The following is a 13655-nucleotide window of genomic DNA, read 5'->3' as shown; positions in this document are numbered from 1 at the left end:
GCCCGGCAGCGCCCCTTGCAGGAGCGTGCCCAGCAGCTGGCGCTGGAGCATCAGCGTCTCTCGACCGAGCGCGCCGGCCTCAACGAGCAGCAGGGGCGCAGCGGCGATACCCGTGAGCGCCTGCTGGCGCGCTGCGAGGAGCTCAGCGAGAGCCTCGAACAGCTGCGTGAGCCCGACGAGGAGCAGCGCGAGAAGCTCGACGAACTGCTGCATCGCCGCGAGGGCGACGAGCGCTCGCTCAACGAGGCCAAGGCACAGGCCGCCGAGCTGGTGGAGCGCCTGCGCGAGGGCGAGCTGGCGCGGCAGGGCCACGAGCGCAACCTGGAGGGCATCCGCGAGCGCCTGCAGGAGGCGCGCATGCAGGTTCAGGCCCTGGCACTGAAGGCCGAGACCCAGGACGAACAGCTCGCCGAGCTGGGCCATCAGAGCGCCGTCCTTGAAGAGGGGCTCGACCCCAATGCTACCGAATCGGCCTGGCAGACCCGCCTGGAAGAGGTCGGCGAGCGCATCCGCCGCCTCGGCGCCATCAACCTGGCGGCCATCGAGGAGTACGACCAGCAGGCCGAACGGCGCAATTATCTGGAAGCGCAGCAGGCCGAGCTCAACGAGGCATTGGAGACCCTGGAGCGGGCGATTCGACGCATCGACCAGGAGACCCGAACACGTTTTCGCGACACCTTCGAGCGAGTCAATCAGGGGCTACAGTCGCTTTTTCCGCGAGTCTTCGGTGGTGGAACCGCATGGTTGACGCTGACCGGCGAGGATTTGCTCGATACCGGGGTGGCGATCATGGCACGGCCACCTGGCAAGAAGAACAGTACCATTCATCTTCTCTCGGGTGGGGAAAAGGCACTGACTGCTTTATCGCTTGTCTTTGCCATCTTCCAACTCAATCCGGCACCCTTCTGTATGCTCGACGAAGTAGATGCCCCACTCGATGATGCCAATGTAGGACGCTATGCCAAACTGGTGAAAGACATGTCCGAGTCGGTACAGTTCATTTATATCACCCACAACAAGATTGCCATGGAAGCGGCCGAAAGATTGATGGGTGTGACCATGCAGGAACCCGGCGTCTCACGCCTGGTGGCCGTTGGGGTGGAAGAGGCTGCGGCCTTGGCCGAGGCTTGAAAATTACTTGAAAGCGAGCGATAAACGCGATATCAGAAGACACGACATGGTCATATCGCATAATAGAATGGCGAATTCACAGGGAAAGGCGCGGGGACGATTTGACTCCCGAGCGATAATGCCAGGGCTTGACAAACAAAAAAGTGGCCTTTTTTTCGGCAATCGCGCTATGCTGTTGACGAACATCCATCCGGCATGGCGCCCTAGTGATAGGCAAGACGACCCATGGAACTTAGAGAATGGCTGATCATTCTGGGGCTGGCCCTGGTGACGCTCATCGTAATCGATGGCGTGCGTCGCCTTAAGCGTCAGCGCCGAGTGCCCCGCCTGGACCAGGCAGGGGGTAACAACAACCACGTCGACAGCCAGGCAGAAGCCGATGACGATGACAACTGGGAACTGCCTAACGGCGGTGCTCGGGTCGTCAGGCCTGCGAGTTATTCGGAGGTCAAGTCGAAGCCCAAGCTGGAGCGCCAGGAGCACCCTGGGCCATCTCGGGTGCTGTCCGGCTTCCGAGAGGCTCCCGGCGACGCCAAGGCCGGCACGCCGAACCTGGCCCATCCCGCTGCCAGTGCCACCGACGCCTCGCGCCCGGTGGCTTCTGCTATTCGGGCGTCCGACACGGCGGCTACCGAGGCTCGGTCATCCGAGGCTCAGACGGCATCCGAACGCGCGCCTCAGCCCGAGGTGAGCGCGCAGTCCGAGGTGAGCATAAAGCGGGCCGAGCCCGAGCTCGACCTGGGTCAGGCCGAGCGGGTACAGGTTCAACGGCAAGAGCCATCGGTCGCCCCCACGCCGAGCCGGGCCGAAGAGGCACCCGCTGCTGCGTCCGCGGCGAAAGCGCCTGTGTCCGAACCGGTCGATGCCGAATCCCAGGCTTCTCAAGCCCAAGCTTCCCAACCCCAGGCTTCCGAAACCGTCGCTGCCAAGCCCACCGAGGTGGAAAGGCCGACCGTGGAGGAAAGCGAGGAGCGCCGGGAGCCGACGCTTTCCGCCCTGGATGACGACGAGCCCATTCTCGAGTCGGCTTCGGTCAGCGCCGAATCCGAACCGCTTGCCGCCGATCCTGACGATCACGACCTTCATCATGATGAGGACGAGCGCTACCGGCTGGTCGATCTCGAAGGCATGGGCAACTCGATCAAGAGCGGCTCACGCCGCGTGGGCGAATCGATGCACCGCTTCGGCGTTTCCATGCAGCAGCGGCTTGCCAAGCGCCGCGAACAGAAGCGCGAAGAGCGGGCGCGCCGCGAGCAGGAGCGTGCCGAGAAGGCCGCTCGCGAGGCTCAGCAACGGCGCGAGGCCGCCGAGGCCCAGGCCGCCCGGGAGGCCGAGCTGCGCCGCCTGGAAGCCGAAGCCATCGAGCTTGCCGACGACGACGATCCGCTGTTCGCACCGCCGCGTGCGCGTGGCGAGCGGCATGCCGAGGCGACCTATGCCGCGCCGCCTGACCATGTCGAGCGGTATGCCGAGCCAGCCGATTACGCCGAGCGGGCCGAACCCAGCCTGTCGAGCGACGCCATCAACGACGATGACGACGTTGTACGCGCCCACCCGACCCTGGCCCGGGCGCTGCGTCACAACGTCAACGCCGAGCGCGCTCGCGAGACCTTGAGCCACGCCGACGAGATCATCGTCATCAGTGTGCTATCGCGGGACGAAGAGGGCTTCTCCGGCGAGGCGCTGCTCAACCTGATGCTGGCTTGCGGTCTGCGCTACAGCAGCGACATGGGCATCTTCCACCGCTTCGAGACCGAGGACCCCGACAGCGAGCTGCAGTTCTCGATGGTCAACGTGCTCAAGCCGGGCACCTTCCCCATCGAGGCGATGGACGAATTCCGCACCCCGGGCATCACGCTGCTGATGCCGCTGCCCGGTGCGCTGGATACCGCCGCAGCCTTCGAAGCGATGGTCGAGACCGCCATGGTCATCGTGCGCAACCTGGGCGGCGAGCTGAAGGACGAGAACCACAGCGTGATGACCGCGCAGACCGTGGAGTTCGCCCGCCAGCGCGTGCAGGAGTTCGAGCGCCGCAATCGACTCAATCGCTATCAGGTGAACTGACGCCAGTTCGCGTGCCATGCCGCACCCGCCGACAACCCCGTGAGCGATCACGGGGTTGTCGTGTTCAGGGGCGGCGAGCCACCTTTCGAGATCCAAGAGACGCATGAGCCAGCCCGACCAGAAGATCCTCGGCGAAGTCGCCAAGCTGCGCGCCGAGCTCGATGACGCCAACTATCGCTACTACGTGCTCGATGAGCCGCACCTCACCGACGCCGAGTACGACCGCAAACTGCGCCGCCTGCAGGAGCTGGAGCAGGCGCACCCCGAGCTGGTGACGCCGGACTCGCCGACCCAACGGGTGGGGGCGCCGCCGGACGCCGGCTTCCCCGAGGTCGAGCACGCCGTGCCCATGCTGTCGCTGGACAACGCCTTGAACGAAGAGGAGCTCGAAGCCTTCGTCAAGCGAGTGTCCGAGCGACTGGAAGCCGATCCCGAGACGATTCGCTTCTGCTGCGAGCCCAAGCTCGACGGCGCCGCCGTGTCGCTGGTCTACGAGCGCGGCGTGCTGATCAGCGGCGCGACCCGGGGCGACGGACGCACCGGCGAGGGCATCACCTCCAACCTGCGCACATTGCGCTCGATCCCGCTCAAGCTGCGCGGCGACGCTCCCGAGCTGCTCGAGGTGCGCGGCGAGGTGATCATGAGCCATGCGGGCTTCGAGCGGCTCAACGAGCGTGCCCGGGAAGAGGATGGCAAGGTGTTCGCCAACCCGCGCAACGCCGCGGCAGGCAGCCTGCGTCAGCTCGACCCCGAACTCACCGCCAAGCGGCCGCTGGAGTTCAGCGCCTACCAGGTGGCGCGTATCGAACCGACACAGGGCGATGCCAGCCACAGCGAGCTGATGGCGCACCTCAAGGCGTTCGGCTTTCGTACCAGCAGCCTGCTGGAAGTGGTCAGTGGCAGCCAGGGAGTCGTCGACTACTGCCGCCGGTTGGGCGAGCGGCGCGACCGCCTCGGTTACGACATCGACGGGGCTGTGATCAAGGTCGATGACCTACGTCTCCAGCGCGAGCTGGGCTTCGTCGCCCGGGCGCCGCGCTGGGCCACGGCGTTCAAGTTCCCCGCCCAGGAGGAGACCACCCGGCTCAACGACGTCGAGTTCCAGGTCGGGCGCACCGGCGCGATCACGCCGGTGGCGCGGCTCGAGCCGGTCTCGGTGGCTGGGGTCACCGTCTCCAATGCCAGCCTGCACAACGCCGACGAGATCGCCCGCCTCGACGTCAAGATCGGCGACAGCGTGGTGATCCGCCGCGCCGGCGACGTCATTCCCCAGGTGGTGCGCGTGCTGCCCGAGCGGCGCCCCGCCGACGCCCGGGAGATCGTCTTCCCCGAGCGCTGCCCGGTGTGCGACTCCGAGGTCGAGCGGCTGGAGGGCGAGGTGGTAGCGCGCTGCTCCGGTGGGCTCTACTGCGCCGCCCAGCGAAAGGAGGCACTCAAGTACTTCGCCTCGCGCCGGGCCATGGATATCGACGGCCTGGGCGAAAAGCTGATCGACCAGCTGGTCGAACTCGATTGGGTCAAGACGCCTGCCGATCTGTTCCGGCTCAAGGCCGAGGATCTTGCAACGCTTCCGCGCATGGCGCAGAAATCCTCCGAGAAGCTGGTGGCGGCGCTGGCGAAGGCCAAGAGCACCACTCTGCCGCGCTTCATCTTCGCCCTGGGCATCCGCGAGGTGGGCGAGGCCACGGCGGCCAACCTGGCGCGCCACTTCGGCAACCTGGATGCGCTCATGGAGGCCGAGCAGGCCGATCTCGAAGCGGTGGAGGACGTCGGCCCGGTGGTGGCCGCTCACGTGCACACCTTCTTCCGTCAGGAACACAACCGCGAGACCATCGAGGCCCTGCGCGAGCTGGGCGTGAGCTGGGCCGAGGAAACCATCGGCGAGCGGCCCCAGCCGCTGGCGGGGCAGACCTGGGTACTCACCGGCAGCCTGGAGAGCATGACCCGCGACGAAGGCAAGGAGCGCCTGCAGGCGCTGGGGGCCAAGGTGGCCGGCAGCGTATCCAAGAAGACCACCGGCGTGGTGGCCGGCGAGGCCGCCGGCAGCAAGCTGGCCAAGGCGCAGGAGCTGGGCGTCGAGGTGCTCGACGAAGCCGCCTTCCTCGAACGGTTGGCGGCCTGGGAGCGCGGTGAGGAAGCGCCGGGCAGTGAAGGAGAGCCGTCATGAGCGGCCGCTTCATCGAGGTGCCCTACCGCATGTTGCCCGGGGAGACCCTCGATGCCCTGCTGGAGGCCTTCGTCACCCGTCAGGGCTACGACACCACCGACACCGGCGAGGGTATGCGCGGCTGGGTCGCCGAGCTCAAGCGCCAGCTGGAGCGCGGCGAGCTGCTCATTGCCCACGACCTGCAGACCGAGACCACCGAGGTGATGACGCTGGCTCAGTGGCGCGCCTTCGGCCGCGATCTGGCCGACGACGAGGAAGAAGGCTAGCCCAAGCCCAAGCGCTATACAGCGACGCCGCTCGCACGAAACTGGCCCGCCAAAATTGGCGGGCCGTTCATTGGGAAAACGCTGCTCGAACGTCTGCGCGAGCGAATCGCGCATAGCACATAGCGCGGGCTCAGCCGAACAGTAGCGGCAGCCCCAAGCCTGAAATCAGCAGAATCAACGCCCCGCCCAGACGCGAGGAGATCTGCGCGAAGGGCATCAACTGCATGCGCCGTGCCGCCGAAAGCACGGCCACGTCGCCGGTGCCGCCCATGTTGGCCATGCACAGCCCGGCGGTGATGGCCGACTCGATGGGGTAGAAACCCACCAGCTTGCCGAGCAGGGCCGCGCCCAGTGCGGCACCTGCCACCACTGCCAGTACGATCAGCACATAGGCGGGGGTCAGCGCTTCGATTACCGTGCCGAGGTCGGTGTAGGCCACGCCGATACCGAACAGCAGGGCGAAGGTCCAGTTGCGTGCCACGAAGCCGTACCACTGGGTAGCGGCGTCGGCCAGCGTCTGCGGCACCAGGCCGAATATCTTGAACAGTGCCACGATCACGATCATCAGTGCATAGGGGTGCAGCGGCACCAGCTCGGCGAGCAGCTGGCCGCCGATGTAGAAGCCCAAGGCGAGCATGACCCCCACGCCCAGGGCCGAGAGCTCCAGGTTCTGCTCCCGCTCGTCGAGCTTCACCCCGGGCATGATCTGCCCGTTGCCCGAGAGCGTGGGGAAGCGGTCGCCGAGCTTGGCCAGCAGGCTGGCAAAGACGATGGCGAAAACGTTGCCCAGGGCCAGCGCCGGCACCAGCAGTGAGATGTAGTAGCTGGCCGGCTGGCCGAGCATCTGCTCGTAGACCTGACTCATCGGCACCGCGCCGGCGCCCATGCCGCCACCGAGGATCGGCAGGGTGATCACCAGCACCGCATCGCTGATGGTGAAACCGGCCAGGGAGCCGACCAGGGCGGCCAGCAGGGCTGCGCCGATCACTGCCCCCATGATCGGGGCAAAGTAGCGGCTGCCGATGGTGACCAGCGAGTTGGAGTCCATGCCGAGGATACTGCCGGTGATCAGGGCCGCAATGTAGAAGTTGAGAAAATCGCCGCCCTGCATGAACTGGGTGATCGTCTCGCCGACGTGGGCCGGCATCACCGGGAAGTACATCAGGGCGGCGGCACCGAAGATTGTCAGTATTGCGCCGCCCCCCAGGTAGGAGCGCACGATGGGCAAGCGGTCGCCGATGAAGCCGAGCAGCTCGCCGAGTACCATCATGACCAGCAGTCCGCCGATCATCCCGGCGGGCAGGTTATCGGTGTAGATCGCGCACAACAGGGCGGCGCAGAGCAGGGCGAACGCAGGCAGCGGCATGCCGGCGATGCGCGGCCAGGTGCGCAAGGCGAGGGAGAGTGTAGCTGGATTGGCGTGGCTCATGCGTCTTCCTCCTGCCGCTCGGTGCGGGGAGAGCGGCGTCATGACCCGCGGTCGCGGGGAGTGCATCGATTGTGTGGGGTAACGAGTGCAAGCGAGCATAAGCCGCACGCCACGGCAGCCAAGTTTTGCGAAGTTAACAAAGCGTTTTGTCATTATTGAAAGCGGCGACGGGATCGACGGCACACTGCACGACCGCTGAGAATTCCACCAAGGTCGAAAACGATCGCCGATTCGGCTTCACGAGGGTGAGCGAAGTGTCGAAGTTACAGCGCTATCTGCAGCGCCTGCGGAAGGTCCGCCTGAACGTGCTGATTGCCTTGCTGGTGGCGGCCATGGTCGGCCTGGCGCTCGCCGTGTCGATGTGGCTGTTCGTGGCGCAACAGCGCAGCGCACTGGAGCAGGCCAGTGAGGCGCGGGTGATGGACCTGGCCCGAGTCGTGGCAGGTACGGAGCCGGTGCGTGCTGCGCTCGAAGGTGGAGCCACCGGCGAGTTGCAGCGAGAGATCGATACTCTGCGGCGCGAGTTGGAGGTCGACTTCATCGTGGTGATGGACGAGCGCTCGCGGCGCTTGACCCACCCGGATGCCAGCCAGCTCGGGCTGCCCTTCGAGGGTGGCGACGAGACCCTGGCTCTGCAGGGGGAGCGCTATGCTTCCCGCGCGGAAGGCACCCTCGGCACCAGCATCCGCGGCTTTGCACCGGTGCGCGGCGAAGATGAGCGGGTGATCGGCGCGGTGGCCGTCGGTGTGACTCTTGCCACGCTGCTACCGACCCTGGAGGAGCATCGTCGCCATATCCTGCTGGGTATGCTGGCTCTGTCGCTGCTGGCCGGTCTGGCCGTCGCGGGACTGTCGCGCTACCTGAAGCGGGTACTGCTCGGACTCGAACCGCACCAGATTGCCCGCCTGGTGGAGGAGCGTCAGGCGCTACTCAGCTCGGTGCACGAGGGAATACTCGCCGTGGATGGCGATGGCCGCATCACCCTGGCCAACACCGCGGCTCACCGGTTGCTGGGGCGGGCCGGACTGTCACCCCCCGAGCCGGGCAAGATGCTGGCGGATTACCTGCCCCAGATCGGCATGCTGGACGTGCTGGCGCAGGGCACGGCGATCCTCGATGCTCAGGTCACCGTCAACGAGCAGCGGCTACTGGTTAACAGCGTTCCGGTTCACCACGACGGCAGGCTGATCGGCGCGGTGGCTACCTTTCGAGACAAGGACGAAGTCGAACGCCTGGCAGAAGAGCTGACCGGAGTGCGCCGCTACGCCGAAGCGCTGCGCGCCTCGAGCCACGACTTCAAGAACACGCTGCATGTGGTCACCGGTTTGGCGCGTTTGGGCGACCTGGCGGCCCTGCGGCGCTATCTGCGTGAGCTGAACGATGGTCCCTTGCTGGCCACCATGCTCGGCGACCGGGTGCGCGATCCGGTTCTGGCCGGCTACCTGCTCGGCAAACGCAGTGAGGCCGAGGAGCGCGGTATTGCCATGCGCGTGGCGGCCGAAACGCCGATCCCGGTGCTGGCCGACTCGGCCTTGGGGCATACACTGGTCACGGTGCTCGGCAATCTGCTGGAGAACGCCTTCGAAGCCGTGAGCGGAAGCGAGAGTGCCAGCGTCAGCGTGCTGCTGGCGGTGGAAGAGTCGGTATTGATCGTCGAAGTGCAGGATACCGGACCGGGCATCGAGGCTGCGCTATTGCCCCATATCTTCGAAAGCGGCGTTACCACCAAGGGGGAGCAGCGTGGTGTGGGGCTGGCGCTGGCCAAGGCTCGTCTCGAGGCCCAGGGCGGCAGTCTGGCGCTCTACAGTCAGCCTGGGCAAGGCACACTGGCCGAGGTCAGCCTGCCGTTGAGCGAGCAGGAGCGTGCGGGAGAGTGGTCATGAGCGAACCGGTTCGGGTGCTGATCGTCGAGGACGACCCCATGGTCATGCGCCTCAATCTGGATTACCTGAATCGCTTGCCTGAGGTGACGCTGGCCGCTCAGTGTTTCGATGTACCAACCGCCATCGAGGTATTGGAGCAGCAGCCGGTGGAGTTGATCCTGCTGGACGTCTACCTGCGTGAGCGCAACGGTCTGGAGATCGTGCGTCGCCTGCAGCGCCAGGGGCGTGACGTCGACGTGATCCTGATCACTGCGGCGTCGGAGCTCGAAACGGTGCGCGAGGCGCGCCAGCTCGGGGTGCGCGACTTCCTGATCAAGCCCTTCGAGTTCGAACGCTTTCGCGACGCCATCCAGACGTGTGTCGCTCATCGCCGTTCCCTGGAGCGCCTGCCGGCCCAGGTCCAGCAGCGACATCTGGACCGGCTTTTCCAGCCTGTCGCCGTGGCACCGCGCCGCGCCGATGGCCTGCCCAAAGGGCTCACGGCACTGACCCTGGCCCAGGTGGCGGAGGCGATCCAGGCCTGGGGAGACGATGCCTTCGCCACCGAGGCGTTGGGGCCGGCGACCGGGATGTCGCGAGTCTCCCTGCGCAAGTACCTCAAGTATCTCACTGAGCAAGGCATTCTCGAGGAGTCGTTCCACTATGGCCAGGTGGGGCGACCGGCGTTCAGCTATCGCTGCCTCGACTGGCAGGCTCTGATCGAGCTGAGCGAAAAGCGGCACGGCTAGGTTCTACCATCGGTAGATCAGAACAATCAGGGGAAGCTTGACGTGCGTCAAACTGTCCCATGCCCAATTATGCAGAAAATACCCCTCTATTCGTTCGTATCCGCCGGCGACTCAGGGTCGAGGCTCGGCACCGTCTGTCCTGTTCATAGAGATCGAGATGCTGACTCGCGCCCGTGCCCTGTTCGCCTGCCTCAAGACCCTGCAAGGGTTCGTGCTGGTGGCGATTGTCTCCGCTTCGCTGACGGTCTTCATCGGAGTCACCCTGGCCTCCTCGCTGCTCTACGAGAACATCCTGGCACGCCAGGCTGAGCAGACCTCGGAAACCCTGGCGCGGCAGAGCTATAGCGCCATGCAGCAGGTGATGCGCCAGGGTTGGAACCGGGAGCAGATGGAAACCTTCATCGAGGAGGCCCGGCTGGCTCACGAAGCCTCCGGTTACCGCTTCACGTTCTACTGGGGCGACGGGGTCGCGGAGCGCCACGACGACATCGACCAGCCGGAGATGGACATCGTCATCCGCTCGGCGCTGGCCGCCGGGGGCGAGCGGGTGTGGCGCGAGAACGGCACCGTGCGACGCATCATGCCGTTGGTGGCCCGCGCCGAGTGCCTGGCCTGCGAGCAGTACGCGGCAGCCGGCGAAGTGCTCGGCGTGATCGACATTCAGCACGATCTGGCACCGATCAGCCGCGAGATGCGCTTCAACTACCTGGCCATGTTCATCGTCGCCGCACTGATGGTCCTGATGCTGGCCCTGGGCATCTCGAAGCTGTTCGCCGAGCGTATCGAAGCCACCCTAAGACAGTTTCGCAGGCGCCTGGCGGCGGTTAATTCCGTAGCCGACTTCCGCAACCTCAACCTCAGCGAGCGTGACGTGGGCTTCCAGGAACTCAACGAGGCCATGCAGCAAGTGAATGCATTGGTAGGCCGGCTCAGGAACGTGGCGGTGGACAAGGACATCCTCGAGTTCGAGATCCGCCTGCTGAGCAAGTTCATCATCACCTCCGAGGTAGTGCGCGACTGGCGTGAGTTCATCAAGGAGCTGCTGGCGGACATCAACACCATCATCCAGGCCCACACCCTGGTGACCATCTTCCAGGTGGAGGACGAAGGCTACGAGCTGGAGGTGTTCTGGTACCGCGAGGTGGCGCCGGAGACCCGGGCGACCTTCGAAGCGCTGCTGACCCAACTGCTCGAAGGCAAGCACGAGGGCCAGCCCGCCTGCATCATCCTCAAGGTCTCCCACCACACCGTGATGAGCTCGGCAGAAAACGAGGCACTGGCCGACCTCACGCCGGAGGACATCCGCCTGCAGACCAAGTCGCTGCTGCTCGAGGCGCCCAAGATCGGCGGTATCGTCGGCATCGGCGTGCAGTCGGATCTGGCCCAGGACCCGATCCGCCATATCGTCATCGACGGCATCCTGTCGACGCTGCTCAACCTGGTGGGCTCGGTCAAGGCGATTTACAAGTACACCCAGGACCTGGAGTTCTACGCCACCCGCGATCCGCTGACCAACCTGCACAACCAGCGCATTTTCAAGGACATGCTGACCTATGAGGTGGGCCGGGCGACGCGTCACCAGGATCACTTCAGCCTGCTGATGCTCGATCTGGACAACTTCAAGACGGTCAACGACCGGCACGGCCACGCCTTCGGCGACCAGTTCCTCCATGCCGTGGCCGATACCCTCAGCCACTCCATCCGGCCGGGGGATTTCCTGGCCCGCTACGGCGGCGACGAGTTCACCGTGATCCTGCCGCAGACCGAGGAGCAGCAGGCCTACTCGGTGGCGCTGCGCATCGCCGGCAATCTCTCTGCCCAGGTGCTCACCGCCCCCGATGGCAGCACGGTGCGGGCCACTACCTCGATCGGCATCGCCTGCTACCCCAACCACGCCGGCAATCCCCACGACCTCTTCCTGATGGCCGACAATATGATGTACAAGGCCAAGCGCAAGGGTAAGAACTGCGTGGCCCTGCCGGAGCAGGAGGAAGTGGCGGCGGTATTCAAGGAGGTCGGCGAGAAGAACCAGATGGTGCTCAGCGCGCTGGAAGAGCAGCGCATCGTGCCCTACTTCCAGCCCATCGCCGACGTGCGCACCGGCGAGGTGAACATCCACGAGCTGCTGATGCGCATTCAGCTCGACGACCGTCTGGTGCCGGCCGGCGAGTTCATCGACATCGCCGAGAGCATCGGCGTGATTCACAAGATGGACTATCAGCTGATCGAGAAGGCCTTCGCCCAGGTTCGCGAGCAGGGCTACGAGGGCATGCTGTTCATCAACCTTTCGCCTAAGTCTCTGATCATCGGCGAGTTCATCGGTCGTATTCACCAGTTGGCCATCGACTACGACATCCTGCCGGAGCGCATCGTCTTCGAACTCACCGAGCGCGAGACGGTGAGCAACCTAAAGCTGCTGGAGAAGTTCGTGCTCGACCTCAAGCTGGAGGGCTTCAACTTCGCCATCGACGACTTCGGCTCGGGCTACTCCTCGTTCCGCTACCTCAAGCAGTTCCCCATCGACGTGATCAAGATCGAGGGCGAATTCATCCGCAACATGCTCAGCGACGAGAAGTACATGGCCTTCGTCAAGAGCATCGTGACTCTGGCCCAGAGCCTCGGCGTGAGCACTATCGCCGAGTTCATCGAGGACGAAGAGGTGCTGGCCGCCGTCGAGGCGCTGGGTATCGACTTCGGCCAGGGCTACCACCTGGGGCGGCCGGGGCCGATTTTCGTCAGCCGCCGGCAGGTCCTTGCCATCGAGTAGGCTTGTGCCTGGCCCGGCTGACAGCGGCTACTTGCCCTGAACCAGATCGCGGATGATTCGTCGCCCCGGGTGCAGGTGATCCACCAGCGGCCACTCCAGCGGCAGCGGCTCGTCGCACAGGCGCGAGGCAAGCAGCTCGGCGCACAGCGGGGCGCTGGCCATGCCGCGTGAGCCATGGGCGGCGCTGATCCACAGCCCTGGGTGGTGGCGGCCGGGCACGTCGGGCACCCGGGTGGCGTCCTTGGCCAGCACGGCGTAATCCTCGCGCCAGGCTTCGACGTCGGGCAGCGGGCCGCAGTAGGGCGACTTGTCGGGGCTGGCCGCGCGTACCCCCACGCGGCCGGTGAGCCGCTCGGGCGAAAGCTCGGCGCCGGCCTCGCGCAGCGCCGCCACGAAGTGCGGCAGCCCCCGCTCCAGCTCCGCCAGGTTGGCGGCGTGGTCGGCCTCGCGCTCGCTCATGTCGGTCTCGCCGGGGCCGAAAGTGGCACCGAAGTTGAGTACCCCATCCTCTGCAGGCGGTACGTAGCCGCCGGCGCATACCACTCGGCCCAACGCAGGAGCGCCTTCGGGCAACGCCAGTTGACTGACCTGGCCGCGCACCGGTTGCAGCGGCAGGGCGCGGCTCTGTTCGAAGCGGGCCGCTTCGCTGGCGGTGGCGATCACCACTTGGTCGGCGTCGATACGCTCGCCATTGGCCAGGGTCAGGGTCCAGCCGCTCTCGTCGCTCTCGCCGCTATGCAGCGCTGTCACTTCACCGCGCCGGAAGCTGATGCCGGGCGTGGCGGCCAGCCTTATGCACAGCTCCAGTGGCTTGACCCAGGCGGCGTTGGGGTAGTCCAGCGCCGCTGCCTCGAGGCGGATGCCGGCGACGGCGCTGGCCTCTTCGGCGTCGAGCCCGCGCACCACGCTTGGCGGCAGCGGGTGGTTGGCCAGAAAGCGCGTCTGGCGCGCGCGCTCCTTGTCGTCCAGGGCCAGCTGCAGCACGCCGCTAGGCCGCCACAGAGCCTGCTTGGGGTCGAGCTCGGCCAGCCAGCGGCGGCTGTGCAACAGGCCGGCCAGATAGGTGCGGCTCTGCAGGTTGGTCTCCACGGCGAGCTTGACGTAGAGCGCCCCTTGCAGGTGCGTGGTGCCCAGCTCGGCGCGCTCGAAGCGGTCGATCAGGGTGACCTCGATGCCACGCCGGGCCAGGGCGGCGGCGGTGCTGGCGCCGGCAATGCCGG

At 65.9% G+C, this 13655-nt stretch carries 8 protein-coding genes and 1 pseudogene; 7 read left to right on the top strand and 2 right to left on the bottom strand.

Annotated elements, in window-relative coordinates:
* The 4 genes and pseudogenes from B8115_RS22155 to B8115_RS22140 form a co-directional block, all read left to right on the top strand.
* Positions 1 to 1131: pseudogene (locus B8115_RS22155) on the top strand (chromosome segregation protein SMC); the annotation flags it as partial.
* A 225-nt stretch (positions 1132 to 1356) separates the two neighbouring features.
* The gene (gene zipA / locus B8115_RS22150) at positions 1357 to 3195 is read left to right on the top strand and encodes a cell division protein ZipA (protein ID WP_010630058.1); all 1839 of its coding nucleotides are present in this window, start codon (positions 1357 to 1359) and stop codon (positions 3193 to 3195) included.
* Positions 3196 to 3298: 103 nt separating this feature from the next.
* Positions 3299 to 5362 (top strand): NAD-dependent DNA ligase LigA, encoded by a 2064-nt coding sequence (gene ligA, locus B8115_RS22145; protein WP_010630057.1) that lies wholly within the window; start codon positions 3299 to 3301, stop codon positions 5360 to 5362.
* Positions 5359 to 5628 carry a YheU family protein gene (locus B8115_RS22140; protein ID WP_010630056.1) on the top strand — a complete coding sequence of 90 codons (270 nt, stop codon included), beginning with the start codon at positions 5359 to 5361 and terminating at the stop codon, positions 5626 to 5628. Before ligA ends, B8115_RS22140 begins: the two co-directional genes overlap by 4 nt.
* A 130-nt stretch (positions 5629 to 5758) precedes the next feature.
* Here the strand turns inward: B8115_RS22140 and B8115_RS22135 are convergent, their stop codons facing one another.
* Positions 5759 to 7057 carry a 2-hydroxycarboxylate transporter family protein gene (locus B8115_RS22135; protein WP_010630055.1) on the bottom strand — a complete coding sequence of 433 codons (1299 nt, stop codon included), beginning with the start codon at positions 7055 to 7057 and terminating at the stop codon, positions 5759 to 5761.
* 254 nt (positions 7058 to 7311) lie between these two features.
* Between B8115_RS22135 and B8115_RS22130 the strand changes: the two genes are divergently transcribed.
* The 3 genes from B8115_RS22130 (at position 7312) to B8115_RS22120 (ending at position 12435) form a co-directional block, all read left to right on the top strand.
* Positions 7312 to 8940 carry an ATP-binding protein gene (locus tag B8115_RS22130; RefSeq protein WP_238539254.1) on the top strand — a complete coding sequence of 543 codons (1629 nt, stop codon included), beginning with the start codon at positions 7312 to 7314 and terminating at the stop codon, positions 8938 to 8940.
* A complete protein-coding gene (locus B8115_RS22125; RefSeq protein WP_010630053.1) occupies positions 8937 to 9668 on the top strand; it encodes a response regulator in 732 nt (243 codons plus the stop codon). The genes B8115_RS22130 and B8115_RS22125 overlap by 4 nt, the downstream gene beginning before the upstream one ends.
* A 157-nt stretch (positions 9669 to 9825) precedes the next feature.
* Entirely contained in the window at positions 9826 to 12435 is a 2610-nt protein-coding gene (locus tag B8115_RS22120; protein WP_010630052.1) for a bifunctional diguanylate cyclase/phosphodiesterase, read from the top strand.
* A 27-nt stretch (positions 12436 to 12462) separates the two neighbouring features.
* Here the strand turns inward: B8115_RS22120 and mnmC are convergent.
* On the bottom strand, positions 12463 to 13655 hold a 1193-nt coding region (gene mnmC, locus B8115_RS22115), incomplete at its 5' end, for an FAD-dependent 5-carboxymethylaminomethyl-2-thiouridine(34) oxidoreductase MnmC (protein ID WP_010630051.1).

Source organism: Halomonas sp. KM-1 (genome assembly GCF_000246875.1).
Taxonomy (GTDB): Bacteria; Pseudomonadota; Gammaproteobacteria; order Pseudomonadales; family Halomonadaceae; genus Halomonas; species Halomonas aerodenitrificans.
Note: the sequence above shows the minus strand (reverse complement) of the source record. Positions and strands in the feature narration are given on the sequence as shown.